The sequence below is a fragment of the Candidatus Thalassolituus haligoni genome, from assembly GCF_041222825.1.
Classification (GTDB): Bacteria; Pseudomonadota; Gammaproteobacteria; order Pseudomonadales; family Oceanobacteraceae; genus Oceanobacter; species Oceanobacter antarcticus.
Map to the genome: position 1 here is coordinate 2,269,510 of NZ_CP139482.1, position 25,600 is coordinate 2,295,109.

General features: G+C 54.3%; 24 protein-coding genes and 3 tRNA genes. 10 read left to right on the forward strand and 17 right to left on the reverse strand.

Going from position 1 to position 25,600, the window contains the following annotated elements:
- Positions 1-374 precede the first annotated feature (374 nt).
- From SOJ49_RS10160 to SOJ49_RS10170, 3 genes are all read right to left on the reverse strand, one after another.
- Positions 375-450: transfer RNA gene (locus SOJ49_RS10160), tRNA-His, on the reverse strand.
- Between the two features lie 25 nt (positions 451-475).
- A tRNA-Arg gene (locus tag SOJ49_RS10165) sits at positions 476-552 on the reverse strand.
- Positions 553-578: 26 nt separating this feature from the next.
- Positions 579-655, reverse strand: a tRNA-Pro gene (locus tag SOJ49_RS10170).
- A 238-nt stretch (positions 656-893) separates the two neighbouring features.
- On the opposite strand from SOJ49_RS10170, the gene folD reads away from it, so the two are divergent.
- Positions 894-1,748, forward strand: a complete 855-nt coding sequence (gene folD / locus SOJ49_RS10175; protein ID WP_369854396.1) for a bifunctional methylenetetrahydrofolate dehydrogenase/methenyltetrahydrofolate cyclohydrolase FolD — start codon at positions 894-896, stop codon at positions 1,746-1,748.
- A gap of 79 nt (positions 1,749-1,827) precedes the next feature.
- On the opposite strand, the gene cysS is transcribed toward folD, so the two are convergent.
- Both cysS and SOJ49_RS10185 read right to left on the reverse strand, forming a co-directional pair.
- Positions 1,828-3,198, reverse strand: a complete 1,371-nt coding sequence (gene cysS, locus SOJ49_RS10180) for a cysteine--tRNA ligase (RefSeq protein ID WP_369854397.1) — start codon at positions 3,196-3,198, stop codon at positions 1,828-1,830.
- An 8-nt stretch (positions 3,199-3,206) separates the two neighbouring features.
- Entirely contained in the window at positions 3,207-4,877 is a 1,671-nt protein-coding gene (locus tag SOJ49_RS10185; protein ID WP_369854398.1) for a glutamine--tRNA ligase/YqeY domain fusion protein, read from the reverse strand.
- Positions 4,878-5,068: 191 nt separating this feature from the next.
- Here SOJ49_RS10185 and SOJ49_RS10190 point away from each other — a divergent pair, with 191 nt between their 5' ends.
- Entirely contained in the window at positions 5,069-5,566 is a 498-nt protein-coding gene (locus SOJ49_RS10190) for a peptidylprolyl isomerase (RefSeq protein WP_369854399.1), read from the forward strand.
- Positions 5,566-6,291, forward strand: a complete 726-nt coding sequence (locus tag SOJ49_RS10195; RefSeq protein ID WP_369854400.1) for a UDP-2,3-diacylglucosamine diphosphatase — start codon at positions 5,566-5,568, stop codon at positions 6,289-6,291. Before SOJ49_RS10190 ends, SOJ49_RS10195 begins: the two co-directional genes overlap by 1 nt.
- Here the strand turns inward: SOJ49_RS10195 and murB are convergent.
- The 7 genes from murB to SOJ49_RS10230 form a co-directional block, all read right to left on the reverse strand.
- The gene (gene murB / locus SOJ49_RS10200; RefSeq protein ID WP_369854401.1) at positions 6,288-7,334 is read right to left on the reverse strand and encodes a UDP-N-acetylmuramate dehydrogenase; all 1,047 of its coding nucleotides are present in this window, start codon (positions 7,332-7,334) and stop codon (positions 6,288-6,290) included. The genes SOJ49_RS10195 and murB overlap by 4 nt on opposite strands.
- 24 nt (positions 7,335-7,358) lie before the next feature.
- On the reverse strand, positions 7,359-7,568 hold the full coding sequence (locus tag SOJ49_RS10205) for a Trm112 family protein (RefSeq protein WP_369854403.1): 210 nt from the start codon (positions 7,566-7,568) through the stop codon (positions 7,359-7,361).
- Positions 7,561-8,553, reverse strand: a complete 993-nt coding sequence (gene lpxK / locus SOJ49_RS10210) for a tetraacyldisaccharide 4'-kinase (protein WP_369854404.1) — start codon at positions 8,551-8,553, stop codon at positions 7,561-7,563. Before lpxK ends, SOJ49_RS10205 begins: the two co-directional genes overlap by 8 nt.
- A gap of 1 nt (position 8,554) precedes the next feature.
- Entirely contained in the window at positions 8,555-10,336 is a 1,782-nt protein-coding gene (msbA, locus tag SOJ49_RS10215) for a lipid A export permease/ATP-binding protein MsbA (RefSeq protein WP_369854405.1), read from the reverse strand.
- On the reverse strand, positions 10,326-10,748 hold the full coding sequence (locus tag SOJ49_RS10220; protein ID WP_369854406.1) for an ExbD/TolR family protein: 423 nt from the start codon (positions 10,746-10,748) through the stop codon (positions 10,326-10,328). The genes msbA and SOJ49_RS10220 overlap by 11 nt, the downstream gene beginning before the upstream one ends.
- Positions 10,745-11,380 carry a MotA/TolQ/ExbB proton channel family protein gene (locus SOJ49_RS10225; protein ID WP_369854407.1) on the reverse strand — a complete coding sequence of 212 codons (636 nt, stop codon included), beginning with the start codon at positions 11,378-11,380 and terminating at the stop codon, positions 10,745-10,747. Before SOJ49_RS10225 ends, SOJ49_RS10220 begins: the two co-directional genes overlap by 4 nt.
- A gap of 179 nt (positions 11,381-11,559) precedes the next feature.
- Complete coding sequence (locus SOJ49_RS10230) at positions 11,560-14,028, reverse strand: DNA internalization-related competence protein ComEC/Rec2 (RefSeq protein WP_369854408.1); 2,469 nt, start codon at positions 14,026-14,028, stop codon at positions 11,560-11,562.
- A gap of 57 nt (positions 14,029-14,085) precedes the next feature.
- On the opposite strand from SOJ49_RS10230, the gene SOJ49_RS10235 reads away from it, so the two are divergent.
- On the forward strand, positions 14,086-14,709 hold the full coding sequence (locus SOJ49_RS10235; RefSeq protein ID WP_369854409.1) for a DUF2062 domain-containing protein: 624 nt from the start codon (positions 14,086-14,088) through the stop codon (positions 14,707-14,709).
- Between the two features lie 39 nt (positions 14,710-14,748).
- Here the strand turns inward: SOJ49_RS10235 and SOJ49_RS10240 are convergent, their stop codons facing one another.
- Together SOJ49_RS10240 and SOJ49_RS10245 are read right to left on the reverse strand one after the other, a co-directional pair.
- Positions 14,749-15,462, reverse strand: coding sequence for an ABC transporter ATP-binding protein (locus SOJ49_RS10240; protein ID WP_369854410.1), 714 nt, complete (start codon positions 15,460-15,462; stop codon positions 14,749-14,751).
- The gene (locus SOJ49_RS10245; protein ID WP_369854411.1) at positions 15,455-16,705 is read right to left on the reverse strand and encodes a lipoprotein-releasing ABC transporter permease subunit; all 1,251 of its coding nucleotides are present in this window, start codon (positions 16,703-16,705) and stop codon (positions 15,455-15,457) included. The genes SOJ49_RS10240 and SOJ49_RS10245 overlap by 8 nt, the downstream gene beginning before the upstream one ends.
- 227 nt (positions 16,706-16,932) lie before the next feature.
- On the opposite strand from SOJ49_RS10245, the gene SOJ49_RS10250 reads away from it, so the two are divergent.
- The 4 genes from SOJ49_RS10250 (at position 16,933) to SOJ49_RS10265 (ending at position 20,346) form a co-directional block, all read left to right on the forward strand.
- Positions 16,933-17,943 carry an agmatine/peptidylarginine deiminase gene (locus SOJ49_RS10250; RefSeq protein ID WP_369854412.1) on the forward strand — a complete coding sequence of 337 codons (1,011 nt, stop codon included), beginning with the start codon at positions 16,933-16,935 and terminating at the stop codon, positions 17,941-17,943.
- Positions 17,936-18,838, forward strand: coding sequence for a carbon-nitrogen hydrolase (locus SOJ49_RS10255; RefSeq protein ID WP_369854413.1), 903 nt, complete (start codon positions 17,936-17,938; stop codon positions 18,836-18,838). The genes SOJ49_RS10250 and SOJ49_RS10255 overlap by 8 nt, the downstream gene beginning before the upstream one ends.
- A gap of 72 nt (positions 18,839-18,910) precedes the next feature.
- Positions 18,911-19,525 carry a histidine phosphatase family protein gene (locus tag SOJ49_RS10260; protein ID WP_369854414.1) on the forward strand — a complete coding sequence of 205 codons (615 nt, stop codon included), beginning with the start codon at positions 18,911-18,913 and terminating at the stop codon, positions 19,523-19,525.
- A 152-nt stretch (positions 19,526-19,677) separates the two neighbouring features.
- Positions 19,678-20,346: a hypothetical protein gene (locus SOJ49_RS10265; RefSeq protein ID WP_369854415.1), complete on the forward strand. Its 669-nt coding sequence runs from the start codon at positions 19,678-19,680 to the stop codon at positions 20,344-20,346.
- Between the two features lie 35 nt (positions 20,347-20,381).
- On the opposite strand, the gene dinG is transcribed toward SOJ49_RS10265, so the two are convergent.
- From dinG to SOJ49_RS10280, 3 genes are read right to left on the reverse strand one after another with little or no spacing between them, the layout of a single operon-like run.
- A complete protein-coding gene (gene dinG, locus SOJ49_RS10270; protein WP_369854416.1) occupies positions 20,382-22,472 on the reverse strand; it encodes an ATP-dependent DNA helicase DinG in 2,091 nt (696 codons plus the stop codon).
- A 6-nt stretch (positions 22,473-22,478) separates the two neighbouring features.
- On the reverse strand, positions 22,479-23,288 hold the full coding sequence (locus SOJ49_RS10275) for a general secretion pathway protein GspB (RefSeq protein ID WP_369854417.1): 810 nt from the start codon (positions 23,286-23,288) through the stop codon (positions 22,479-22,481).
- Positions 23,288-24,904 (reverse strand): AAA family ATPase, encoded by a 1,617-nt coding sequence (locus tag SOJ49_RS10280; protein WP_369854418.1) that lies wholly within the window; start codon positions 24,902-24,904, stop codon positions 23,288-23,290. Before SOJ49_RS10280 ends, SOJ49_RS10275 begins: the two co-directional genes overlap by 1 nt.
- A 272-nt stretch (positions 24,905-25,176) precedes the next feature.
- Between SOJ49_RS10280 and SOJ49_RS10285 the strand changes: the two genes are divergently transcribed.
- The gene (locus SOJ49_RS10285; RefSeq protein ID WP_369854419.1) at positions 25,177-25,395 is read left to right on the forward strand and encodes a hypothetical protein; all 219 of its coding nucleotides are present in this window, start codon (positions 25,177-25,179) and stop codon (positions 25,393-25,395) included.
- 7 nt (positions 25,396-25,402) lie between these two features.
- On the forward strand, positions 25,403-25,582 hold the full coding sequence (locus SOJ49_RS10290; protein WP_369854420.1) for a hypothetical protein: 180 nt from the start codon (positions 25,403-25,405) through the stop codon (positions 25,580-25,582).
- Positions 25,583-25,600: the final 18 nt, after the last annotated feature.

Here is a 25,600-nt window from a genome sequence, read left to right on the forward strand (position 1 = left end):
TGCCTCTCAGATAAAGTGTTTTTTACGATCACTACCGGACAAACGCCGGTCATCAATTCAGAAAGCCGCGAAGTATAGCGCAAGCCAGAGGACGAATAAACGAGAGAAAACAAACCGCTGCAAATTGCCATCACAGGCAAAACACAAAACGAAAAAACAAGACGAATGACTGGGTACGGAACATGGCAAAAACAGCATCCCGGCGGACTGGTCAAGACGAGCCATAAAGTAATGACCGTCAATAACGACCGCAGAAAACCTGAACAAAAAATGATGAGAAAAGCTGAAGATTAAAACAGAGGAGTAACCATCGAACAGATACACCCAAGCCTGGGCGGCCAAGTCGGTAGATACTGCTGAATATGCTTGATAAGTGGGGTGGCCGACGGGGATCGAACCCGCGACAACAGGAATCACAATCCTGGACTCTACCGACTGAGCTACGGCCACCATATCAATGCTCGGGATGCCTTGATGGCGCACCCGGCAGGGCTTGAACCTGCAACCCCCGGCTTAGAAGGCCGGTGCTCTATCCAATTGAGCTACGGGCGCATGTCCATCTAACCATTTAGATTAAATGGTCGGGGTAGAGAGATTCGAACTCCCGACATCCTGGTCCCAAACCAGGCGCGCTACCAGACTGCGCTATACCCCGTCACACAACCTGAAAGTAGTCAGTGTTTCGACCAACCCCCTCAAGTGGCTGCGCATATTATAGATCACCCCTTTACAGGTCAACTGAAATTTAAAAATAATTCGATAAAACAAATACTTCACACTACTTGCAGAGAAAAAGCCTGATGACAGGCACGACACTTGCGTGCCGCTTTGTTTTCCTTCGCCAGCATGAGAAAATCGCCACAGATGCACTTATACAACAGGTTTTTCATTTCATGACAGCACAACTGATTGACGGCAAAGCCAGGGCGGAAGCTATCCGTAACCATATTCACCTGCAGGTATCCGAGCGCCTGAAGCAGGGAAAACGCCCGCCGGGGCTGGCCGTCATTCTGGTAGGTGAGGATCCTGCCTCCCAGGTGTACGTTTCTCACAAGCGTCGTGATTGTGAGCAGGTGGGGATTGTCAGCAAGGCCTATGATCTGCCGGCCACAACCTCTCAGCAGGTATTGCTGGATCTGATCGAACAACTGAACCAGGACGCCACCGTAGATGGCATTCTGGTTCAGTTGCCACTGCCTGCCGGCTTGCGGGCTGATGAAATCCTCGAACAAATAGACCCCACCAAAGATGTCGATGGCTTTCACCCATTTAATATGGGCCGCCTTGCCCAGCGCATCCCCCTGCTTCGTCCCTGTACACCGGCAGGCATCATTGATCTGCTAGACACCACCGGCAAGGATATTACCGGCATGCACGCTGTTGTGGTTGGCGCGTCCAATATTGTTGGTCGGCCAATGGGGCTGGAACTGTTATTACGTGGCTGCACCGTCACCACCTGCCACCGCTTCACCAAAAACCTGGAGCAGCATGTCCGTCAGGCCGACTTGCTGATAGTTGCCGTCGGCAAGCCCGGCATCGTGAATAGCGAATGGATCAAGCCAGGAACCATTGTTATTGATGTGGGCATTAATCGCACCCCGGAAGGCCGTCTGATTGGCGATGTGGAATTTGCTGGCGCAGCCGCCAGAGCCTCCCATATCACACCAGTACCGGGTGGGGTTGGCCCGATGACCCGAGCCAAACTACTTGAAAACACCCTGTTTGCCTGCGAAAACCTTCATAGCTGATTTTTCCGCGACAAAACAAAGCAGCCCGGCTATTTGCCGGGCTGCTTTGTTTTCAAACAACCAGAAGCGACGACAAGCGCTACTGCTTGATCCAGCTAGTGCCTTCAGGGCCATCTTTCAAAACAACCCCCCTTGCCACTAGCTCATCGCGCACCGCATCTGCCGTCACAAAATCCCTGGCTTTTTTGGCGTCCAGGCGTTTCTGGATCATCTCCTCGATCCAGCCCGCATCATCGCCAGCACCCGCTTGAAAGAAGGCCTGTGGATCAGACTGCAAACAACCCAGAACCCCCCCCAGATAACGTAACTGCCCAGCCAAAGCTGCCTGTTCTTCACCTTCAGACTTATTGATGGCGCGAGCCAACTCAAACAGCACTGCAATGGCTTCCGGTGTATTAAAGTCATCATCCATAGATGCATGAAACCGTAGCGAAAAATCGTTTTCTACATCGGCGACCGCTCCCACTCCAATACCATCCAGGGCGTTGTAGAAACGCTCCAAGCGGGTCTGGGATTCTTTCAAGCTGTCTTCGCTGTAGTTGATGGCGCTGCGATACTGGCTCGACAGCAGCAGAAAACGCACCACTTCAGCGGGATACTTGTCGAGAATTTCCCGAATGGTAAAAAAGTTGCCTAATGACTTGGACATTTTTTCGCCGTCAACACGCACCGCCCCGGCATGCATCCAGGTATTCACAAAGTGCTTGCCATTGGCTGCCTCAGACTGGGCAATTTCATTCTCGTGATGTGGAAACTTCAAGTCCGGACCGCCGCCGTGGATATCAAAGGTATCTCCGAGACAGCATTTGGACATGGCAGAACATTCAATGTGCCAACCCGGGCGACCAATACCCCAAGGAGATTCCCAGTGCGGCTCATCCGGCTTGGCGGCTTTCCAGAGTACAAAATCCAGTGGATCCCGCTTGTGCTCATCCACCCCGACACGGGCACCGGCTTCCAATTCATCCAGTACCTTGCCGGATAATTTGCCGTAACCCTCAAACTTGCGCACCGAATAGTAGACGTCGCCATTTTCGGCTGGATAGGCAAAACCCTTTTCGATCAGAGTTACAACCAATGCAATAATATCGTCGATATGGGCCGTCGCACGCGGCTCGGCATCAGGCATTTCGACGCCCAGCAGCTCAGAATCCTTGTGCATCTCGGTAATAAAACGTTCGGTCAGCGCATCAAACGCCTCGCCGTTTTCATTGGCACGAGTGATGATCTTGTCGTCGATGTCAGTGATATTACGAATGTAATTCACCTCAAAACCGCGATGACGCAGATATCGCGCGATCACATCAAACGCCACCATCACACGGGCGTGGCCCAGATGACAGAAGTCATAAACCGTCATGCCGCAGACATACATGCCCACTTTGCCGGGCACCAGAGGCTTGAATGCCTCTTTCTGACGGGTCAGGGTATTGTAAATAGACAGTGTCATAACGGGGATTAATCCTTTTTCAGTTCTTTATCTTCGCGCAGGCCGATGGTCAGGTTAAAGACCGGCGCTGCCGTCGTATGGTCTTGACGATCGGACACATAATAACCTTCACGCTCAAACTGGAAGTGGGTTTCAGGAGTTACCGCCGCCAGTGCTGGCTCTATCCAACCATGAACAACCATCAAGGATTCAGGATTAACAAACTGCATCAGGTCGCCATCGACCTTGTCCGGTGTTGCGTGGGTAAACAGCCGCTGATACAGCCGTAATTCAGCTTTAACACCCCGGGTAGCAGATACCCAGTGCACCACGCCTTTCGGTTTGTCGCCATCTTCTGGATCAACACCCAAGGTGTTGGCTATCAGCTTGGCGCACACCAGTACGACCTGACCGGCATCGTTCTTTTCGTAGCCAGTCGCCTCGATGACGTAACCATGGCGCAGGCGAATACGCTTGCCGGGTGTGAATTTCTTCTTGAATTTTTTGCTGTACTCTTCTTTGAAGTCATCCTGATCAATAAACAGTTCGCGAGTAAAAGGCATCTCACGACTGCCGAGATCCAGCTCTTGATGATAATCCGCAGTGAGCATTTCCAGATGATCTTCTTCAAGATTATCAATCACCACCTTGAGTGGATTGATCACACACATAGCCCGCGGCGCGTGGCGGTTAAGATCATCACGCACGGCGTGTTCCAGCATGGCAACATCTACCATGCCATCGGAACGGGTGACACCGATCATCTCGCAGAAATTACGCACAGAACGCGGGGTGAAGCCGCGACGGCGCATGCCGGAAATGGTCGGCATACGTGGATCATCCCAGCCGTTGACAACCCTATTATCAACCAACGCTTTTAATTTGCGCTTGGATGTAACGGTATAATCCAGATTCAGGCGCCCAAACTCATACTGTTTTGGCTGCGCCGGCACCGGCAAATGCTCGATAAACCACTCGTACAAAGGGCGATGGTCTTCAAACTCCAGCGTACAGACGGAATGAGTTACCCCTTCGATGGCATCGGATTGACCATGAGTAAAGTCGTAGGTCGGGTAAATACACCATTTGTCACCCGTTTGATGGTGAGTCACCTTGCGGATGCGATAAATAATCGGGTCGCGCAGATTCATATTGCCGGAGGCCATATCGATTTTGGCACGTAAAACACAGGCGCCCTCATCAAATTCACCCAGGCGCATTTGTTCAAACCGCTGCAGATTCTCTTCAACCGTGCGCTCGCGATACGGGCTGTTTTTACCAGCCTCGGTCAAGGTGCCACGATACTGACGCGCTTCTTCCGGGCTCAGATCACAGATATAGGCATTACCAGTTTTGATCAGGTGTAGCGCCCATTCATGCAGCTGGTCAAAATAATCCGAGGCGTAATGAATATCGCCCTGCCACTGAAAGCCCAGCCACTGCACATCAGACTTGATGGCATCAATAAATTCCTGGCTTTCCTTTTCCGGGTTGGTGTCATCAAAACGCAGGTTACAACCACCACCAAACTGCTCGGCCACGCCAAAATTCAGACAGATGGATTTTGCATGACCCACATGCAGGTAACCGTTAGGCTCCGGCGGAAAACGGGTAACTACCCGCTGTACTTTGCCACTGGCGAGATCTTCTTCAATGATTTTGGCAACGAAGTTGTTACCACGAGCAGGAGCGTCTGTCATAACCACCTTAAAGCAGAAAATAATAAGCCAACACCCGCTACTGTCACCGGAATGGCATTCGCTCATGCCAGACAAGTGCTTGCAACGCTGTAAGCCCGTAAAAAAGGCGCTATTATACCCGCCCGTACACGCATGTGTTACACGAATTCATACGTATCACCACAGGTGATGCAACAACCGGAAGACAGAATATGATCCTGCTTAAAACCAATTTCGGCGACATCAAGATTGAGCTGAACCACGAAAAAGCCCCAAAAACTGCAGCGAACTTTGAAAGCTACGTCAAAGACGGTTTTTACGATGGCCTGATTTTTCACCGCGTCATCGATGGTTTCATGATTCAAGGTGGTGGTTTTGCCCCAAGCATGACTGAAAAACCCGAAGGCAAGGCGCCGATTGAAAACGAAGCCGACAATGGTCTGAAAAACACCGTCGGCACACTGGCAATGGCACGCACCTCGGATCCGCATTCTGCCAGCAGCCAGTTCTTTATTAACATCAAGGACAATGATTTCCTCAACCACACCGGCAAAAACATGCAAGGTTGGGGCTACTGTGTCTTTGGTAAGGTCGTTGATGGCATGGATGTTATTAACCGTATCAAAGCAGTAAAAACCACCACCAAGATGGGCCACCAGGACGTGCCAGCCGAAGACGTTATTATCGAAAAAGCGGAAATCATCGACTAATGGCTGTTTATTTCATCTCCGATCTGCACTTGACCCCTGAAAAGCCAGCGATGACGGCTGGCTTTCTGGCATTTGTCCAGCAACTGGACGATGCCGAGGCATTGTACATTCTGGGTGATTTTTTTGAGGTCTGGATCGGGGATGATATCGCTACCGGACTCACCCGTCAGGTAGAGCAAGCGCTGGCTGATTTAAGCCAGCGCGGCTGCCACATTTTTATCATGCATGGTAATCGTGATTTTCTGCTCGGATCCGACTTTTGCCAGCGCATTGGTGGCAGTCTGATTGATGAATACACCACCATCGCATTGGGCGATTCGAAGATCCTGCTACTCCATGGCGACAGTCTTTGCACTCGCGATACGGAATACCAGCAAGTACGGCAAATGTTTCGCAACCCACAATGGCAGCAGCAATTCCTCAGCCAAAGCATTGACGACCGAATTGCCTTTGCTCGCAAAGTCCGCGACCAAAGCCAGAAAAGCGGCCAGATGAAAGACAATAACATCATGGATGTTACGTTGTCAGAAGTAGACCAGGCGCTGGATAATGCGAACGTCAATAGCATGATTCATGGCCACACCCACCGCCCTGCCACCCACCAATGGCAACAACAGGGTGTCCAGCGTCAACGCTGGGTTCTGGGTGACTGGAGCGACAGTCATGGCTGGATGATTCGCTGGACCGTAGAATCTGGACTGGTACTGAGCGAATTCTCTTTCTAATCGCCAAAAATTCGCGGCTCAGGCTCCAGTTCAACACCAAAACGCGCCCGTACCGAGTCCGCCACAGCCTGTTGCAAAGCCTGTACCTGCGCCAGCGTTGCCGGTTCTGGGGCGGTTAATACCAGCGCCTGCTGCTGATGCATACGCACTGGCCCAAGCCCCCGCCCCTTCCAGCCACACTGATCAATCAGCCAGCCAGCGGCGAGCTTTTGCTGCTGTTTCAAACGTGCCGGATACAGCGGCAAATCGGGATGACAGGCTTTTAACTCTGCTGCCATCACGCCAGTCACCAACGGATTTTTGAAAAATGACCCGGCATTAGGTAGTTGCAGAGGATCGGGCAAGCGGGTTTGACGGATGGCACAGACGGCCGAGACCAAGGCTTCAGGAGTGAGCATTGGTTCATTCTTGTCGGACAAATATTCAGCGGCCCAGTGTGCCAGCGGCGCATAGGAGACATTGGCAACGAACTGCCGCCTGAGTGAAAACACCACCCGAACCACAATAAAATCATCCGCCAACTCATGGCGAAAAATGGAATCCCGATAATCAAAGCGGCATTCCTGGCGCGACAGTATGCGCCACTGACGCGTACTGAGCTGAAAGCCTTCTACCTGCTCAATCAACTCAGCCACTTCAACGCCATACGCACCAATGTTTTGTACCGGTGCTGCACCAACAGTGCCAGGGATCAGCGCCAGATTTTCAAGACCATGGCCAAACGAGAGGCTTTTTAATACCCAGTCATGCCAGCAGACTCCAGCATCAACAGCCACGCTTATCATCTCTTTTGTTGCCGAGCGCATCGCTATCGAGGTCATACCGGATTGCAGCACCAGCCCGGATACTCGAGGAGGCATCAGGACATTACTGCCCCCCCCCAACATCCGGATTGGCAGTTGTTGAGCAAACGCCCATTCAACACAATCCAGCAGCTCGGAAGCACTTTCAAAGCGAGAAAAATAGTCACTACAGCCAGGCAGTGCCAGCGTGTTCATCGCAGAAAGATCAACGTCTGAACGTATCACCTCAGGGTGGATCAAGACGGTTCGACTCTCTTTACCATGCTAGCGGGCGACATTGGATGATTGCGACTTGTCGAGTTTTTCATCGACCGACAGACGACGAGCCTCACCTTCGAGCATGACCGGAACCCCATCACTGATTGGAAAAGCCAACCCGTCAAAAGTGCACAGCAGCTCCTGTGCCTCGGCCTCGTATTTCAATTTGCCCTTGCACAGTGGGCACACCAGCATCGCCAGTAATTGTTTATCCATGGTATTTCTCTCCCCAGGTTGTCAGCAAGGTATCCAGCGCCAGTCGGGTAGCACGGTTGGGCACCGCATCTACGGGTAGATACCAGCAATTTTTATTTACAAACGACCGGCATTTCACCCAGTCTTTTTCGGTCATTACCACGGGCTTGTCATCACCAAACATCAAGTCCTCTGGCGTAAAGGGGTGGTGATCGGCAAACGGATGCTCAATCGGTGTCATTCCCAGTTGCCGCAAGGTGCCAAAAAATCGCTCCGGAGAGCCAATGCCCGCCACGGCGTGTACCTCTCCGGCATCCAGTGTCAGCAGGTCAGCTCGTTCGGCAGTGACTGCGTTGATCATCGCCAATGGCTGGAGTACAAAATCCTTGCCGTTGACAATCACCCGATCAACACTGTCGAGTCGGGTTTGCGGTTCCCGCAACGGCCCAATAGGCAATAACCAACCATTACCAAAACCGCGCTTGCCATCGACAATAACCAACTCAGCGACCCTTGGCATGGCGTAATGCTGCAGGCCGTCGTCACTCAGCACCAGATCAACCTTATCGGCCAGATATTCCACTGCCCGTCGGCGTTTCGGATCCACCACCACCGGACATCCCAAGCGTTCAAACAACAAGAGAGGTTCGTCGCCACAGACGTCAGCAGGTGTGTCTTGTGTTACTTCCAGAGGATAATGTTCAGCAGAGCCGCCATAACCACGACTGACAATACCAACCCGCATATTCAGCTCGCGGGCGCGATTGGCCAGCCAGACGATCAGTGGCGTTTTACCCGTGCCACCAACGCTGATATTACCGACCACAATCACCGGAACCGCCACCGCCGCTGGCGGGAACAGCGCATAAAAAATACGCCGCGACATCACCAGCAGCCAGAACAGCCATTGCAGTGGCAACAACCAGGCGTTAAAAATTGGCGAACGGTACCAGTGCTGTTCGATCCAGCTTGCCAGTCTGGTTGGTTTTTTTCCCGCGACCGGCATATCAGCTTTCCGATCCAAACTGCATCAGATACAGCTGGGAATAGATGCCGCCGTGCTCCAGTAATTCATGATGGGTTCCATCTTCAACCACTTGTCCGCCATCCATTACCAGAATCCGGTCAACACGTTCAATCGTACTGAGACGATGAGCAATCACAAAGGTTGTTCGCCCCTTCATGACTTCTTCCATGGCAGCCTGAATATGACGTTCAGAGCCGGTATCCAGAGCCGACGTTGCCTCATCCAGAATCAGCACCGGTGCATCCTTGAGAATGGCTCGGGCTATAGCGATTCGTTGGCGTTGACCACCCGACAGCAAAACACCGTTTTCACCCAAGCGGGTATTGTACCCTTCGGGCAACTGCTCAATAAATTCATCCGCATGGGCTGCATGGGCAGCAGCCAGTACTTGCTCGTCGGAATACTTCCCCAACGTACCATAGGCGATATTGTCACGTACCGAGCCATCAAACAGGGTCACCTGCTGGCCGACAATAGCAATTTGCTGGCGCAGATTGGCCAACGTCAGCTCGCGCAAGTCAATGCCGTCGAGCCGTATGACCCCGGCGCTGACATCGTAAAATCGGGGCAGCAAGTTCACCAGACTGGTTTTACCACTACCCGACTTACCAACAATGGCGACCGAAGTACCGGCAGTGACATCAAGGCTTACGGAGTTAACCGCTGGCTCAACCGCGCCGTCGTAGCGCAAGACCACGTCATCCAGTGACACGTCCCCTTTGGCCCGGTCAATTTCCCGAGTTCCCTGGTCGTGCTCTTCATCAGCATCCAGCACTGTGAAGATCGATTCCGCCGCCGCGATACCGCGCTGAATCATGGCGTTGACATCGGTCAGAGCCCGTAACGGTTTGGCAATCAGCGACGCTGCGGTAATAAACTGGAAGAAGTCCGCACTGGTCATTGAGCCATCGGCAACGCGCTGAAACATGATATAAATCATCACACCCAGACCGATGGATACAATCTGCTGGCTCAGTGGCACGCTGATGGCGTTGGTCAATTCAAACTTGAGCGCCTGCTTGCGATTGTATTCACTGGCCACCATAAAGCGCTTGCGCTCATATCCCAGACCGCCAAAGGTGCGTACTTCGCGATAACCCTTGATGCTGTCGTTGGTCACCTGGGTAACATCCCCTACCGACTGCTGCACCCGGCGACTGTAGCGGCGAAAGAAGCGACTGGCCAACCCCACCACCGCCACAATAAACGGCACCAGCACCAGAAACACCAGCGTCAGGGTGTAATCCAGATAAATCAGATAGCCCATCAGGAAAATGACCGTCAGACCTTCCTGGATCAGTGTGGTCAGAGCTCTGGTCGACGCCCCGGACACCTGATCAACATCAAAGGTGACCCGTGAGATCAGCCGACCACTCGACTCGCCGTCGTAAAAAGCACTTGGCAGCCGTGTCATTTTATTGAACAGTTCAACCCGCAAGGCGTGTACGACATTACGACCAACAATGGCGATAAAATACTTGCCCAGAAACGTGCCAAGGCCACGATAAAAAAACGTCCCCATCAACAAGCCGATCAGCAACAGTATTTTCTGCTCCGTTGGCTCGCGCAGCGTCTCTTCAACCAGCCCCATCAAATGAGCCAGTACCGGCTGCGCCGATGCGTACAGAGCCAGCCCGACAACGCTGATCAAAAAAGCCCCTTTATGGGGCCAGACATAGCGTAACAGACGTTTATAGAGGGTCTGGACGTCGAACGTCAATGTCGTGTTCGCCACCTGGGCGTCATCGGTATCAATGCTCATTGGCTGGCTGTCGAGTGGTAATGCTGATATTGATCAGCCCCAGCTGACCGGCCGCATCCATCGCCCGGACAACTGACGCATGCGTCGCATTGGCATCGGCGGTGATAATCAGGGGGGCGGTCTTGCGACCATCCAGCACCTTGAAAATGGCTCTCTTTAACGTCTCCAGTTGCTGGTTAACAAGCGGCTGGTCATTAACGGAGTAATCCCCTGCCGTTGAGACCACCACCTCAATCGATGCCGGTGGCACGCGCTGGTCATTGGCGGCAGCTTCCGGCAAGTCGATACTCAGATGGCTTTCCTGAGTAAAGGTGGTCGATACCATAAAAAAAATCAGCAACAAAAAAACAATGTCGATCAGAGGCGTCAGATTGACGGTCACCTCCTCTCGCTGCTGGCGTTTGAAATTCACTTCCGGGCCTCTGAGTTATCGACGACTTCCCGATCACCATGGAGAACATCGACCAGCTTGATGGCTTCCTGTTCCATAAAGACGACAATTTCATCTACCCGGCGCTGCAGCATGCGATGGCAAACCAAGGCCGGAATGGCAATCACCAGACCCGCTGCCGTCGTGACCAGTGCTTCTGAAATACCGCCAGCCAGTACACTCGCCTGCCCTGTGCCCTGAATCATGATTTCCGAGAACACCTTGATCATGCCAATAACGGTACCCAGCAACCCCAGCAAGGGGGCAACAGCGGCAACCGTACCGAGTGCATTCAGATAGCGCTCCATGGCATGAATCTCGTGGGAAGCCACTTCCTCAATGCTTTCTTTCATGATTTGACGACCGTGACGGGAGTTAACCAGGCCAGCAGCCAATACCCGCCCCAGCGGACAGGAATCCTGTAACTCGCGGATACGTTCAGCATTTAACTGCTTATTTTTCATCCACGACCAGACCTTGGCCAACAAGTCCGGGGGAGCAATCTGTACTGCACGCAGCGTCCAGAAACGCTCCACACTGATGCCTAATGCCAGTACCGAACACAGAATGATTGGTACCATCATCCAACCACCGCTCTGGATGATCTCAAACATGCACAGTCTCTCCATAAGTCAATTTGCGCGCTACTCTAGCACAAGCCCCCGGCTTGTATAAGCCTATCACCAGTGCCTTCCCGACAGGCTGAAACCCCGGTCACATCTCCGCTGACAGCCCGGTCATGTTGCTGTTGCATTATCATCACCTGACTACTGGCCCGTTTTTAATCTGACGCTCAAGGTTGCCGCCAAGGGGGTAACCAGGCATCCCGAACAGCCGTCACGCGCCCGCGCTGATCCATAGAGATTGCGCCACTATCAATGGTGGATAGCCAGTCCATTCCCAAGTGTTCAAGGCGGGTAATAACGACGGGGGACGGATGCCGGTAGCGATTGTTAAATCCTGCCGAAATCCACACCTGCTGTGGATCCACCTGTTGCAAAAACACCTCCGATGAGCTGCTGGCACTGCCATGATGGGACGCAACCAGCACGTCCGAGCGCAACTCAGCGCCATAACGATCGACCAGGGTTTGCTCAGCCGTGCGGGAAATATCGCCTGGCACAAGGATTCGATGCCCAAACCACTCAAGTTGCATCACACAGGAGGCATCATTGTCATTCTCATGAAGACGCTCAGACGTCCGCAGAAACCGCCATCGAACCGGTAACACCGCAGTGTGATCATCGGTCAAATTGCGCCATCGATCGTCATTATGACAGCTGCGCACGGCGGCTGTTGGCCACCGCACAGCCGTATCCCGGATCAATGACCGATAAGCCTCTGGCGGTTGCCCCAGCCAGATCCGGGCGGCGGCACCGGAAAAGCCACTGACATGATGCGTCGATTGCTGCAACCAGACTTCCAGCCCACCGGCATGATCAATATCGCTATGACTGAGAATCAAGTCGGTTACCTGAGGATTACCCAGCCGCCGCAAGGACGGCAATAGCATAAATTCTGTGGCACTAAAATCGGGCCCGAATGCCGGGCCAAGGTCATACACCAGCGCCCGCCCGCCAACACTGGCAACCAGACTCTGGCCTTGGCCGACATCCAGCAAGCGCAACTGTGGCGCTACCGGGGCGTGCCAGCTTGCGGGGGAAAACACCACAGCCAGAGCCGCCAGCATCACAAGAAAAGACACCCCGGGCCGCAATCCCAGATACACCAGCGGTAGCAACAGAATAAAAGTGATCAGCAAGGTATCAGGCAGCGCTGTAACCACTGGCAAGGGCCAATCGAGAGCCATCTCCAGCCCCTGCCACCAGAAACGATCCAGCTGTTCAATCCATTCGATCGCCCACTCTGCAGGCCAAATCAGCACCAGAAAAGCCAACGGCAATAACGTCAGACCCAGCAGCGGAATGGCAACGGCATTACACAACAGATGTACCAGTCCAACTGCCTGCCCCCACCACAACATCAGTGGCAGCAGCGCACAAAACACCAGCCATTGCGGCAACCAGACGCCTTGCCGCCAGCTCACACGGCGCCCGCCCAGAAACAACAGCAAAGCGGCCACCGCCATCATGGAAAAGCCAAATCCGGCGGCGGTAAACATCAGCGGGTTAACCAGCAGTACAATCAGAAAGGCATAGGACAGTGCAGCCACCGGCGCCAGACGACGCCTGAGCCCCAGCACAATCAATACCACCAATAACATGATCCAGGCGCGCTGCAAGGCAATGCCAGCGCCTGCCAATACCGCATAAACCAGACACATCCCGGCGATCAACAACCCGCTTCCCCACAAACGCCAACGGGCGTTGATTTCATACGCCGGTGCCAGCAAGCGCACGACCAGTCCAACCAACACGCCACATACACCGGCAACCAGCCCCAGATGCAAGCCGCTCACCACCAACAGGTGCAGGGTTCCGGTATCCCGCGCCAACTGCCAGTGGCGGGGCAAAAAGGCATCCTGAACCCCAAATACCAGACCCGACACCCAGCGTCTAACGGCTTCAGAGGGGATTTGCTGTAATTGTGTCAACCAGCGCTGGCGCAGATTCAACAGCAAAGACTCGCTGACCAGAGGATGTGGCTCTTTCAGCTCACCCTCAGCTGGAATAACAGCGCGAATATAGCCACGGGCATCCACGCCTTGACGCAGCATCCAGGCTTCATAATCAAACGGCAAGGCATTGGCAAAAGCGCGGATCGCCCGTAACCGGACACGCACCTGAAGTGCCTCCCCGACTCGCAGCTCAGGCTCGCCCTGATAATAACCAAGCACCAGACGCCGCAAGGGTGGCAAGGCCTGCCCCTCCGGCAAGTCAGCAACCGACAACACTTGCACCACATCAACGGTCACTTTTTGATAGATATTTGGTTGTGCTGGCTTGCTTGATGAGCCGGATGCTGGCGAGCTGTCGCCCTCGCGAGCAACAATACGCAAAACCAGCTCGACATCAGTACCATCCAGACTGGCTGACAAGCGGTGCTGCAATTGGAAGGACAGCCAGATCTGGCCATATAGGCTGGCGATCAACAACGCCGACACGACAGCCAAAACCCGGACATTGTTGAGAATACGGCAAGCTGCGCCCGCTAACGAAACATCCGACGGAGCCAGACAAATACGGCATAACTGCCGCCCGACAAGTAGCATGATCCACAGAGCCAGTAAAAAACACCCGCTCCCAGGAACCAGAACTCCCAGTATCACGCCCGCGCCCGCTGCCACACACAGATGTTGCATTGCCACTCCCTGGCAGAATCGGCATAATCGCCGCGCATTCAAGCAACGGCGGCTCTCATGCCAAAGAAATTTTTCAAGCGTATTTTCCCGACACCGGAACAGGTTCAGGCCAACAAGTCCCTGCAGTTCCTGTCACCGTTATTTGCCAAGACCAACCTGTGGCACCTGAATCGTCGCTCCGTCGCCAGAGCGTTTTTGGTTGGGCTATTTGCGGCATTCCTGCCGTTGCCATTTCAAATGGGTATAGCCGCACTGATCGCATTTTACGCCAACGCCAACGTCCCGATCTCGGTTGGCTTGGTCTGGATCAGTAACCCGGTGACCATTCCACCGCTGTTTTACGCCACCTACTTGCTCGGAACCTGGATGCTCAGCACCCCGACGCGAGAATTTCATATCGAATTGTCGTTAAACTGGGTACTGACCGAACTCGCCCAGGTCTGGGAGCCATTGGTGGTCGGTTCACTCACGACCGGTATTGTACTGGGAGTTATCGGCTATTTTATTGTCGATTGGAGCTGGCGCAAGCACGTCTGGGACAACTGGAAAAAACGCGCGGCCCGAGTCCCGAAAGCCGTCAAGGAAGCGGTGACAGGTCATCACGACACTGCCACCCCTCCCGCCAGCAACACACACAACAGTGTTACCGACACCAACGAAGAAATCGACAACAAGCCCTGAACCGGCAAAGAGCGAACAAGGAGAGAGTTGGTAGTGGTGTCAGGCCGACGCCACCACGGCATCCACCTCGACAGGCACCAGTGTTTGCCCTTTGAGCCGCAAACAGCGATTCATGCGCCGCGCCAGTGATTCATCATGAGTCACCAGTACAAAAGCAGTATCTACCTGTTCGATCAGCTCCAGCATCACCGCCTCAACCTGAGCAGCGGTTTGCTGATCGAGATTACCGGTTGGCTCATCCATCAACACCAGCCGTGGCCGATTGACGATTGCTCGGGCAATAGCGGTACGCTGTCGTTCGCCACCCGACAATTCGGACGGTTTGTGATCACGCCGCGATGCCATCCCCAGACGTTCCAGGCATTCTAATGCACGCTGCTCGGCCAAGGGCGTCGCAATCCCGGCCAGCAATTGTGGCAGCATCACGTTTTCCAGCGCAGAAAACTCCGGCAGCAAATGGTGAAACTGGTAAACAAAACCAATACTCTGGTTACGCAAACGGGTGCGCGCCGCTTCTCCCAGCGCATGAACATCTTCACCGGCCAGCAGTACCTGTCCTTCATCCAGCGAATCCAGCCCGCCCAGCACATTCAGCAAGGTGGTTTTTCCGGAACCAGACGAACCAACAATCGCCAGCGTCTCGCCAGCCGCCAGTTCTATATCCACGTCTTTCCAGACAGTGACCGACTGTGGGCCACTGGTGTAGGTTTTACGTAATCCCCTGGCAATCAGAACCGCAACCGAATTATTCATAACGCAGAGCCTCCGCAGGCTGTACTCGAGAAGCGCGCCAGGATGGATAAAGTGTGGCGAGAAAACTCAACAACAAGGACGCCGACATGATCACCGCCACATCACTCAACAACAATTGTGATGGCAGGTAGGAAATAAAATAGACATCGGAACTGAGAATCTGAAAACCGAACAGCTTCTCCGCCCAGGCCACCAGATCCGAAATCGTCAAGGCAGCAATCACACCCAACACCGTACCCAGCACCACCCCGACGATTCCGATCGACAACCCCTGCACCATAAAAATCGCCATAATCGTACGGGGTTTGGCACCCATAGTGCGCAGTATGGCAATATCTGCCTGTTTGTCGGTGACCACCATCACCAGGGTAGAAATAATATTAAAGGCCGCCACCGCAACAATCATCAGCAGTAACAAACCAATCATGGTTTTTTCCATACGGATGGCAGAAAACAGATTGCCCTGGGTACGAGTCCAGTCACTGCCGGAATACAAGCCGTCGAGTTTATTCACCAGCTGCCAGATCAATGTCGGTGCCTCAAACAGATTAGTGAACTTGATGCGTAACGACTCGGCTTCACCGTTCAGGCGGCCCAACTTGGCCGCATCCTGCAAATGAATCACCGCCAGATTGGAATCCAGTTCGGCACCGACGGAAAAAATACCCACCACCGTCAGCCGCCGTACACGGGGAATAACACCCGCCGGGCTGAGGGTTGCCTCTGGCAGCATCAGCGTCAGCTTGTCACCCACCACCACATTCAGGCTGCGTGCCAACAAATCACCCAGCAGCACACCGTACTCACCGGGTAACAGATCGGTTATCGAACCTTCTGTCATATGTTCAGGAAGAATAGAGACCCGTGCTTCCGCTTCGGGTGCCACCCCCGTCACAATCACTCCCCTGACACGACCGTTCGCCCCCATCATGCCTTGCAGTCGTGTCAGCGGCGCACTGGCTTCTACACCGGGAAACTGATCCACCCGTGCGGCCAGCTCTTGCCAGTCCTGAATGCCACCGGCCTGATACAACACACCGTGTGGCACCATCCCGAGAATGCGCTGGCGCAACTCCCGATCAAATCCGTTCATCACCGACAACACCAGAATCAGCACCGCCACCCCCAGAGTCATGCCCACCATGGAGGATGCTGATATAAACGAAATAAAGTGATTGCGGCGCTTGGCCGACAGATAACGCAGACCAATTCCCAGCGGCAAACTGCCCGGAGACAACGACATAATTAACCCGTTCCTGTAATCCGAAAGACATCTGATGGCACTCCAGCCACTCAGGGAGGCGCAAGTTTGCCCGAGAGCGACGACAAAGGCGAATCTCGCCCTGTACCCGGCGGCAAAAGTTGCGATAATCGCGCCATTGAGAACCTGCCCCCTGGCCAGAGTTCAGCACATTCGTTTGCCGCCAGCAGCGGCAGCAGCATCGAGAGAGCCCGTCATTGAAGAAACGCATGCCCGCCGAATGGGAACCGCAAACTGCCGTACAACTCACCTGGCCGACCAGAACCAGTGACTGGGCACCCTTTTTACCTCGTATCGAGCCGGTCTTTCACGCCCTGGTTTCCTGCATCAGCCAGCATCAGCGAGTCATCATCAGTTGCGGCTCTGATCAGGATGCCAGTCGTCTGCGGCATCTCTACCAGAATCATGCCCAGGTAGCCATTTTTCGCGCCGACAACAACGACACCTGGGCACGCGACCATGGCCCGATCAGTGTGTATCGCAACGGCCAGCTGACGCTGGTGGACTTTCTGTTTAATGGCTGGGGTGGCAAATACAGTCATGACAAAGACAACCAGATCAGTGCGACACTGCAGCAATTGGGTGCCTATGGCGACACCCAATTACATGCTGGTAGCTGGATTCTGGAAGGTGGCAGCCTCGAAACCGATGGTCGTGGCACCTTGCTGACCACCGAAAACTGCCTGCTGAACCCGAATCGTAACCCCACCCTGACCAAAGGCATGATCGAAGCACGACTGGCCGAAGATCTCGGCATTGACCGGGTATTGTGGCTCAAGCACGGCCATCTGCAAGGCGACGACACCGACGCTCATATTGATACCCTGGCGCGCTTTTGTTCACCAACCAGCATTGCTTACTGCAAGGCTCGCCAGTCCGATGACCACTACCCATCCCTGCATGCCATGGAGCAGGAATTACACACCTTGCGCCAGCGTAATGGCCAGCCCTATCAGCTGATTCCACTGCCGCTGCCCAGTCCGATTCTGAGCAGTGACGGCGAACGCCTGCCCGCCACCTATGCCAACTTTCTGATCATCAATCAGGCCATATTGTTACCGATCTACGGGGTTGCCGAAGATGCCATCGCTGTCGAGCGCATCATGCAGGCCTTCCCCAGCCACTGGGTTCACCCGATCAACTGCCGCCCCGTCGTCGAGCAGTACGGTTCCCTGCACTGCTTAACCATGCAAATTCATCAGGAGACCAGCCATGTCTGACTCAACCCAGTTACAAGTCGCTGCTATCCAACAAGCCTGGCATGGCAGCCAGGCCGCCACACTGGATCGTACCGAGCAATTGATTCGGGATGCCGCGGCCCAACACGCCCGACTGGTGTGCCTGCAAGAGCTGCATGCCGGGCCGTATTTTTGCCAGCATCAGGACGCTGGTGTCTTTGATCTGGCAGAAGCCATCGACGGACCCACCGCACAACGCCTGGGAGCACTGGCCGCTGAACTGAAGCTGGTGATCGTCGGTTCCATTTTTGAACGCCGTGCCAAGGGCGTTTACCACAATACCGCGCTGGTATTCGATGGCTCGGCTGAACTGGCCGGTTTTTACCGCAAAATGCACATCCCGGACGACCCCGGCTTCTACGAGAAATATTATTTCACCCCTGGCGATGCGGATGAGCCAGGTTTTCATCCGATTGAAACGTCTATCGGTAAACTGGGGGTACTGGTGTGCTGGGATCAGTGGTATCCGGAAGCCGCCCGTCTGATGGCGCTGGCAGATGCCGACATCCTGATCTATCCGACCGCCATCGGTTGGGAACCCCAAGAACAGGCGGATGAGAACGAACGTCAGACCGACGCCTGGATCACCGTTCAACGGGGTCATGCCGTGGCCAACAACCTGCCGGTTATTGCCATCAACCGTATTGGCCACGAAGCAGACCCGACCGGCGTCACTGACGGCATTCTGTTTTGGGGTAACAGTTTTATTTGTGGCGGCCAGGGTGAATTCCTGGCCCAGGCAGACCGCACCACCGAACAAGTGCTGATGGCCAGCATCGACATGGGCCGTACTGAACAACTCAGACGCATCTGGCCCTACTTTCGCGATCGCCGGGTAGATGCCTACGGCGACCTGACCAGACGTTATCGACGCTGACCAATCGCGACTTGCTTGCGGGCAGCGTTCCAGGCTTTATCACTTACGCTGTCCCGGCAAGGAGTCGACGTTATGACTTTTCAGAACAAGACCTACCGCTTTGCACCCAACAGCCTGTCTTCATACCTGCAGCGCATCCTGCTATTAATGATCCTGCCCGTTACCCTGCAGGCAGACCCTGCCCTCACCGAGGCCCAGTTGTGGCAACAATTACAGCAACCCGGCCACTTTCTGATGATGCGCTCTGCCCGTGCTCCCGGATTTGGTGACCCGGCCAACTTTGACCTGACCGATTGCACCACCCAGAGAAATTTATCCGACGATGGCGAAAAACACGCCAGCCGCATCGGCGACGCCCTACGCCAGCACGGCATCAACAGTGCGCAACTGTTCGTCAGTCAGTGGTGCCGCACGCAAGACACCGCACGACTGTTAATGCTGGGGGCAATCAACACACTGGCCGCACTCGACAAACTCCCTCATGGCCAGGATAGTCACCGCCCACAACAAGAAGCGCTCGACCGCTGGATCAGTAGCCAGACATTTCCCACGCCCACCATGCTAATCACCCACCAGGCGAACATCACCGCCAAAACCGGGGTACATACCCGTTCCGGTGATCTGGTCGTGCTCGAAAAAGAGGCTGCTGGCAACGTTACCGTGCTGGGGACATTACACATCGATTAAACCCGGCCTTGCCACACTTAATTGGCCATGCGACAGGTACACCGGATTGGCGATGACGTCACCTGCGTTTCGCTTGCGTCTAAAAAGTCGGGTGACGTCATCGCCGCATCCGCATAAAGTAGGCGCACTGTCCGAGCAACGAAAAATCCGCCATGTCCAGAAATGCCCGCCCACATCCGTTTCTTTTTCTTTTTACCTATCAATTGCGAGTTGTTGTCCTGCTGGCGCTGACACTGCTGGCCGGGATCGCTCAGGGTGCATCCGCAAAAAAAGACGCCAAACCGCTGGATGACTATGAACAGCGCATCGCCGATCAGGCGTTATGGAAAGAATTGAGACAAAACCCCGGATACGTATTACTGATTCCGGCCGCAGAAGCGCATGGTGATCAACGCCCTGCCAGCCCGGACACTGCCAAGTGTTATCAGCGTTTTAACCTGACCGATCATGGTGCAACGGTAGCCCGCCATTTTTACAACTCACTGCGGCGCCACGATATCCGCAAGGCACTTACCTACTCCAGCCAGTGGTGCCCGGCACTGGAAACCGCCACGCGACTGGGGCTGGGTTATGTGCATGAAATGGCGCTACTGAACGACTTGCCAGCCGACTCCGAGACGGCCCGCAAGCTGCAAATCATGCAACTCAAAAGCTGGGCCAACGATCTGCAATACAACCACAAGAATCTGTTGGTGCTGGTAGCCCACACCAGCATCATGGCGGCACTCAGTGGCAACACCCCGGAGCCGCAACATATGCAGGTGATGAAATACAACACCCGCGACAAACTGATCTACGTTGGCAGCGTGCCTCTGGACTGACCCTTGGGACTGTATTTTTGACCTGACAACACCAATCAGATTCGTCGCAGTGGTGGCAGCGAGTCCAGCAACAACTTGCCGTAACGGGTCGAGGTCAGCCGCCGATCAAGGATGCTGATCCGGCCACTGTCGGTTTCCTTGCGAATGAGCCGACCGCAAGCCTGCACCAACCGAATCGATGCCGCAGGCAGGGTCAGATCCATAAACGGATTACGACCGCGACTTTCCAGCCACTCACTGGTTGCCGCCTGAATCGGGTCATCCGGCACGGCAAATGGAATTTTCACAATCACCACATGCGTCAGGTAATTCCCCGGTAAATCGATCCCTTCAGCAAAGCTGGCAAGGCCAAAAATAATACTGCCTTCGCCCTTGTCGATCCTTTCCTTATGACGCCGCACGATCTCGCTTTTGGGTAAAAACCCCTGGCACAATAATTTTTCGTACCAGTCCCGAATAAAGGTATCTCTGGTCGCCTCCAGCTGGGCGCGGGAGCTGAACAACACCAGTGTGCTCTTGCCAAAATCCAGCTGTGTCCGCATCCATTGTTCAATGTCAGCCTGAAACTGATCACTCTTCGGGTCAGAACCCAGCTGTACCACTTCCAACTGACCCAGGTTCGGATAATCAAACGGACTGGCAACCCGATGATACCCGGCCCAATCCGGCAGACCGGTTTCCCAGGTCAGATTGCCAAAACTGTTTAACGCCGTCAGGGTCGCAGACGTCACCACCGCACCGTGACAGCGCGACCAGAGGTTTTTACGCAACTGGTCTGCCACTGCAATCGGCGAGGCGCTGAGCTTGATATCCCAATCTTCACCAAAGGGCGTTTTTGACAGCCAGCGAGCAACCGGCAACTCCCCTTCCTTCTCGGCGGCAGCCATCCAGGTCACGGCTTCCCACAAGGCTTCTGCACGCGCCAGCATCATCCCCATCGGGGCCTGCCAGCTTTCGGCGATATCCAGGCTGAATTCACCCTCACCCTTGGTGTCCAGCGAGGCCTGTAACATGTCGTTGAGCTTGTCCAGACCCTGCAAGAGTGGTTGCAGCGGTGCCTTGATGTTATTCAGCAGGTCGCGCAAATTTTCCGTTATACGGCCAAATTCAAATCGTACCCGGTCGCGCTCACCCAAGAGGTCGAATGCCAGCGGCCACAGTAAATTAAAATGATTGTTTAACTCACGACACTGTTCAGGAGCAGCCTGCAAGGAATGCATGATTGACGGTGGCAACCCGGTAGCAGCAACAAACTGCTCGACGCCCTGCTCCAGTTGCTTTAGCCACTGACGCTGGGCACGCACGCCAAATTCCAGTCGAAAGTGATTCAGTGCCTTGTCGGCCAGATGATGGCCTTCATCAAAGACATAAATGGTTTTTTCCGGCGCAGGCAGCACCACGCCACCACCCAGGCTGAGATCCGACAACACCAGGTCGTGGTTAGCGATAATAATATCGGCATCTTCCATTGCAGAACGGGCCTTGAAAAAGGCACAGTTATCGAAATGCGGACAACGTCGATTGGAACATTCGCGATGCGTGGCCGTGAGGTGACTCCACTGATTGTCCGCCACCTCATCATCCCAGCGATCACGATCACCATCCCAACCACCACTGGCATACTGGTTCAGCATCAATTCGTAGAGTTCACGATCCTGCTCTTCCGGGGTTTGTTCAAACAGATCAACGGTGGACAGAATCCCTGACAGCTGTTGCAGTGACTTGTCGAGCTTCAGCAAGCACAGGTAACGACCCCGGCCCTTGGCCAGCGCGTAGTTGAATGGCAACGAAATGGTTTCTTTCAGGTTGGGCAAATCCTTGTCGAGAATTTGCTCCTGCAAGGCAATGGTGGCAGTGGAAATCAGCAGTTTCTTTTCCTGCTCGATCGCCACCGGCAAGGTGGCCAGCAAGTACGCCAGGGTTTTACCGGTACCGGTGCCAGCTTCCACCACCACGATACCGGAATCGTTATTACGCTCGCCTTTATCGTCGGTGGTTATGGCCCCCAGCGACTTGGCAATTTCAGCAATCATCACCCGCTGACCGTACCGGGGGGTCAAATCGAGTTTTCTGATGCACTCGCGATACAGGGCCTGAATACGCTCTTTGCTTTCCTGACTCAACACTGCGTACTACTCCCCAATGGACTGCCAGCCGCTATTGCGGTTAATCGAAAATGGATAACCATCGACGTCAAGGACGATACCGGTTGGCGTAATGGTCTGTAAGAATACACCTGGCACAATCAGATCACCTTCATACCACTCTCGGCCATTCATCGAGACCGTGCGGGCGCTGCTGTCCTGACTGTAAATATGGCCGGTAATGATCAGATCCGGAACTTTGCGTAACGACGACAGCGGCGGCAAATGGCGATGTTCAATCGACGATGACGATGACGATGACGATGCCTGTGACTCTGGCGCTTCCGGGCGCGGCATTGATGAAGCTGACACCACCGGTGCTGGCAACGCGGTGACAGACACAGGCTCAGGCTCAGGCTCTGGCTCTGGCTCAGGCGCTAGCGTTACCACGGGTTTTACTTCAGCAGGTACAAAATCGGTAGCACGCACCACTTCCGGACGCAGTTGCGGCTGTACTTGAGGGGTTGATTGCAGCGCGACGGTGGACTGACCATCTGTTGGTGCAACCACCACAGCCGCTTCGGTAGCAGGCACTGGCTCTGATTCAACCGGCTTGGCGGCGACCGGAGTTGTTTGCTTATCGGGATAAGAATCAGAACCCGTGCCCGCGCTAAAAAAATACAGCCCAAACGCGCCGATCACAGCCAGAAAAACAATCACGACCAGACTCAGCGGCAAGTGCGCCTCCACCGAAGCCGCCACGGCTGGCGTCGTCAACAGCGGCGTTAACGCACTATCGCCTGCACCGTCAGAGCGTTGCTGCTGGGATTTTTTCAGCGCATCCAGAATGTACGACATTACTTCGCCCCCTGCTGCGCCTGATAGGCCCGCCGCTGCAAATACAACAGCGTTTGCGGGCCAATAATCCGGTCAGCGGTCAAACCCTGAGACACCTGAAACTGCGCCACAGCATGCGCCAACAAGGGGTCGTAAAACGCCGGATCCGGCCCTGCTGCTGGCGTACTACTGCTTGTTGGGCCGATCCTCTGCCAGTCACCATGCCACTCAACACCCAGCTGGGTTCTGACCCAGGAGACCACCTCCGACACGCCACCAGGACGAATCAGTCCGTGATAACCGGACGGCGCTTGCCAGATCACCAGCGCTTTGATCACGCGAGTCGGCAGCAGCCGACTCGCGTCCACGTCAGTCAGCTGTTGCCAGCGCCCTTCGTGATAGACGGCTGCCTGATAACGTAACGGTTTGAGCTGGGAATAGGGCCAGGCCACCCAGAGGCATTGCCAGCCGGCCTCGGATAATTGCCGACAATTGCCAGCCTCCAGCCCCATGGCCCGACTCAGATCCTCTGCCGCCAGCTGACGCTCATCGACGACAGGGTCAGAAGGCGCTGGCGTAGCCGCAATCGTATCCGATGATGGTATCGCCTGCTCCAGATCCACAGCAGAAGGTGCTGCTGACATTGCGAGCTGCGATGATGTTACCGGACGGGTTGGTGCAATCCATTCGGCAACGGCCATTCGCCAGGAAGAAGGCGATGCCCATTGCCAGCCGACAATAACCAGCAGCAGCATTACGGCCCCCAATAGCCGCCATAGAATCTTTGCTGAAAACACAGCCCCCGGGCGTTCTTTTGGTGGCTCATTAGCGGCATCACCCAGCACTTCTGCCAGTGCCTGACGGGCGACCGTACCGTTCACGTCGGCATCACCTCGGGCATACGCCCCCAGCAAGGCACGGTCAGCAACACTGTTAATCAACCGTGGCACACCTCCGCAGCCTTGCCAGATGATTTTTGCGGCGGCTTCTCCAAACACTTGCCGCTCGCACCCTGCCGTGGCCAGCCGGTGGCGCAAGTAGGCATAGGTTTCTGTTTGGCTCAAATGCTTGAGGTGATAACGCGCGGTGATACGCTGATTCAGCTGGCGTAATTCATGCCGCATCAACACCTCACGTAGCTCGGGCTGACCGACCAGTATCAGCGTTAGCAGTTTGTTATCGCTGGTTTCCAGATTGGTTAACAAGCGGATCTGCTCCAACGATGGCACCGGCATCGCCTGGGCTTCATCGATTACACAGATAACCCGCTTCCCTTCGGCATACCAGTCCAGCAAGGAACGATTCAGTCGTTGATAAAGTGCTTGTTGGCTGGCATCGGAGGCATAGGTTATGCCCAGCTCATCACACAGCGCCTGCAGCAATTCGCGCTGGGAAAGCTGCGGATTAAACAGATACGCCGTTTTGATATCCGCTGGTGTTTGTTCCAGAAAGACGCGACAGAGGGTCGTTTTTCCGGTGCCAACTTCGCCGGTCAGGCAGACCAGACCACCATGCCCGGTCAAGGCGTAATGCAGATGTGCCAACGCCTCCTGATGCCCCTCCGACGGAAACAAAAATGCCGGATCTGGCGCAATGGTGAACGGGAAACGGTCAAGACTGAAATGGTCAAGGTACATGCAACGCCCGAAGAGCAACAAAAGCGCGCATGATACCGGAATCGACCCTGCAAGCGTACAAACACAGGATTTTGGTCATAGGTACTAATAATCCCACCAATAATACTAATCAATTGGCTATTTTTTAAAAAGATAACGATAATGGAACAGTTGAATTTCAAACACACACCAAACTTTTTCCAGATCTGACACTCAGTAACAGTACGGGTACTTTTGGAAATGTACGCACCGTCGTATTTGGATGTGCCCGTGCGCTACAAAGGAGAACCCATATGCTGACCTGGTCCATTATTATTCTGGCCCTTGTTGTTCTGGCTATTGTTACACTCATCGTACTGATCAGTACGGGAGTAGCTCCATGGCTGACGTCCATCGTTTTCAAAACATTAGCTTCACTGTTTGTGCTGACGCTGCTTGTCACTCTGGTGCTCCGTAACAAACGCTCAACAGAACGCCGCAAACCTGCTCATCCATCCAACCTGCAATCATGAGAATCCCATGAATCCCAAGTTCAAAATTGCCATCAACTCCTTTTTGTTTATTTCTGCTGCGTACTTGAATGTATCGACTCAGGCAGACAATGCAGACGCTGACGATCAGGTTGATTCAGACATCACACTCATGTCTGAACAAAACCCTGACAATCGTTTGCCAGAAACCCTGATCAGGGAGGATTAGAGGCTGCTGCTGTTATTC